This is a genomic window from Priestia sp. BR_2 (assembly GCF_041954005.1).
In the GTDB taxonomy this organism is placed as follows: domain Bacteria; phylum Bacillota; class Bacilli; order Paenibacillales; family Paenibacillaceae; genus Paenibacillus_AQ; species Paenibacillus_AQ lautus_A.
This window is the reverse complement of record NZ_JAVFHM010000202.1, coordinates 1-2,843: the sequence shown is the minus strand read 5'-3', so window position 1 is coordinate 2,843 and position 2,843 is coordinate 1. Positions and strand designations below refer to the sequence as shown.

The following is a 2,843-nucleotide window of genomic DNA, read 5'->3' as shown; positions in this document are numbered from 1 at the left end:
GGGTAATAACGTGAGAAGAATTCTGATAGAAAGTGCTGTAGAAATGCTATTGGATAACTATAATTCAGCAGAATTTAGAGAAGTATTTTTTATGAGAGCTTTAGATTACTTAATTTACGATAAAGAAGTTGACTTGCTCGCAGATATTCCATTGTTGGCAGAAGTAATATATGAAAAAAATGCTCACTTCTTAATCGAACCACTAAGAATATATGACCGATTGGCTAGTGAAGAAATTGAGAGATTACTTGCATAAAGCAATATCTAATGTGCTACATAATGGGAGGGATAATAATGGGAGAAAAACACAAATTTGAAATGAACGTAAATGGAGAAACAATTAAATGGGAGGAAAAATCCTATGCACAAATCTTCCGCAACTTCTGGGCATATTTTATGGAAAAAGACCTTCAAAAAACGATTGATATAATCGAGCTTGTTGGTATCAGAACTTCTGACAGTGAATATTTCATTTCTAAGAATGGTAGCAAAAAGAAAAACATTCACGTAAAAGACGACTTGTGGGTATATACCCACTTGACACCAAAAGCAATGGAAAGAGTTTATGAAAATTTTATCGCTGGTTGGGATAAACACTATGAAACTCTTCAACTTGAAACGCTTGACGATGATGTACAACTCACAGAAAAAACCGAAGCTGACGAAAAACCAAAATTAAAAAATATTTACAAAAAAACTTTGGCAATGGATTTAATCCGCATGGGGCATGACTTGAATCACACGATGCGTAATCGTAATAATCCAAAATATCAAGTTTACGTTATGGTGGAAACACCAGAAATGATACGAGACATGCTGTATATTCTAGAACGTGATAGAATGAATAAACGGTATAACAATGTTAATAGATAACAACTTAGATATGTTTAATTAACGAGAAAAATTAGTTATACCGTGTATTCTTGTTCATAAAATAAAAAAAGACATTGACCAAATTTGTTCAATGTCTTTCAGTTAGATAAGGTGACTACTTAGATTTTCTTATTATTTTTTTCCTTTTGAAATCTCTTTTATCACCAAAAAAGTTATTAATAGTAAATAAGCATACATATATCATAAAAAAGCTGATTGATAAACTTCCTACAACAGACCCATAATCTTTTGTAAAATTACTTGCTTTACCATCCATTATATCAATGAGAACAAAAAACAAGAAAAAAAGGAATAATCCGCAGAGATACTCGAAAACATCCTTAAGTATAAAGAAAATATTCAACGGAATGCCTACTAAAGGATTAATTGTTTTTCTATTCCTCCACCACTTAAAATCACTAGTACTAACTTTGAGTGTGTCCCAAAATAAATTTTGAATATCGATACTTAACCATTTAAATGCCGAAGCTAAACCAGTCTCGTCAATAGTTCCTTTTCTAACTTGTATTGATAATGTAAGAAATTTATAAATTAAATCATCATCGTGGAGTTTATACATGTTTTCATCGTTAGCATACTTAAGAATAAACTTTTTCATTTTTCTGCTGTCATAGTTTTGAATCTCCGTAATATCTATTACTTCTCTATACATTTTACTTAAGTTAGCATTGAGATTTTCATCAACCATCGAATAAAATTTTTTCTTTTTCTCAGTAGCTTTACCAAACAAAAAAGCTAACAAAGCAGTCGTAATTGCTACAAGTAGCGGAACAAATCCCATCAATTCTTTCCATGATTCATTCAAAAAACCCCTCCTCTTTTGAAAATACTTTCATTCTCCCTTGCGGGTAAAAAATTAAAAATGAATACTACCTTAATTTATTGGTTCCCCCATATTAAAAGTTTAATAGCTTTTAGCAAAATAAAGTTCAATTTAAAATTTAAATGTATTCATACGAAACTAAAGAGGATTTTGATAAAAACACATAAAAAAAGAGAGCACTCAGCTCTCCTTCTTCATCAAACTTATTGTAATTGTACTAATGATTTGTCCATTTGATGTTCGTTTGATTTTACTGCATCACTATCAACAGCATCTACACCTCTATATGTATATTTGCTGTTTTGAAAGAAATCAAATGCAAACGCATCTATTGGATTACGTTCTGAATCATCATAATAATTTTCCACGACTGCTGACATAAATATGTTTGAAAGCATATAGTCATCGTTTTTAATATCACTTATGTAACGTTTATCATTATATTCTTGAATTATGTATGATGTAAAATATTTAATTTCTTTTTTAGTAGGTTGGTATGAATTAGCTATTTTCATAATTTTATCAAAATTTTCTGTAGGTGTAGTGTTACCAGGACCCACGATTTTTTTAACTTCAACTTCCCAATCAACATTAGATGGCTTTTCTGCTTTTTGTTCTACTTTTTTTGGTTTTTGGGCAGTTTCATCTTCACTTGGTATCATAGCTCCAATAACGCTTCCTAATGCTACACCTGCTATGATTGCTCCCGCCCAATGGCGCTTCTTCATTGTTTTGAATGTCAACTTCTCTTTTTTCACTTTATCCACCGATACTCCTCCTTTTGCAATAGTTCAATCTTACTCTATATTAGATAAAACTTACAATCTATTATTGGGTTTAAAATGTTTTCACATTTCTCCTTACATAAGAATTGCTCTCAATATAAAGACTTTATAATCAAAAACATATAATTGAGAGGAACTTCACTATGATACAAGTTTTAGAAATAAATAATGCAATTGAAGAAGTAGAATTATAGGAAAAATTATATTCTATGCGTGAGAATTGGCACTTATTGAAACCATATTTAAATGAGGAAGACGTTCAAGCAGTTCTCAATGACGGAATTTTCTAAAGGAAACCCCAACCGAAAAATGTGGACAGCAGGTGATGCTCCATGGGAGTA

General features: G+C 30.9%; 4 protein-coding genes. 2 read left to right on the top strand and 2 right to left on the bottom strand.

The genetic code is table 11. From position 1 onward, the window contains the following. On the top strand, window positions 1–256 hold a 256-nt coding region (locus RB298_RS15145; RefSeq protein ID WP_486047486.1), incomplete at its 5' end, for a hypothetical protein. A 38-nt stretch (window positions 257–294) separates the two neighbouring features. Then, window positions 295–873 (top strand): hypothetical protein, encoded by a 579-nt coding sequence (locus tag RB298_RS15140; protein ID WP_486047487.1) that lies wholly within the window; start codon window positions 295–297, stop codon window positions 871–873. A 115-nt stretch (window positions 874–988) separates the two neighbouring features. On the opposite strand, the gene RB298_RS15135 is transcribed toward RB298_RS15140, so the two are convergent. Together RB298_RS15135 and RB298_RS15130 are read right to left on the bottom strand one after the other, a co-directional pair. Next, window positions 989–1,699 carry a hypothetical protein gene (locus RB298_RS15135; RefSeq protein WP_098602335.1) on the bottom strand — a complete coding sequence of 237 codons (711 nt, stop codon included), beginning with the start codon at window positions 1,697–1,699 and terminating at the stop codon, window positions 989–991. Between the two features lie 221 nt (window positions 1,700–1,920). Next, the gene (locus tag RB298_RS15130) at window positions 1,921–2,484 is read right to left on the bottom strand and encodes a hypothetical protein (protein ID WP_486047485.1); all 564 of its coding nucleotides are present in this window, start codon (window positions 2,482–2,484) and stop codon (window positions 1,921–1,923) included. Window positions 2,485–2,843 lie beyond the last annotated feature (359 nt).

Coding starts and splice junctions, on each gene's coding strand:
- RB298_RS15140 (WP_486047487.1), top strand. CDS start 295: ATGGGAGAAAAACACAAATTTGAAATGAACGTAAATGGAGAAACAATT.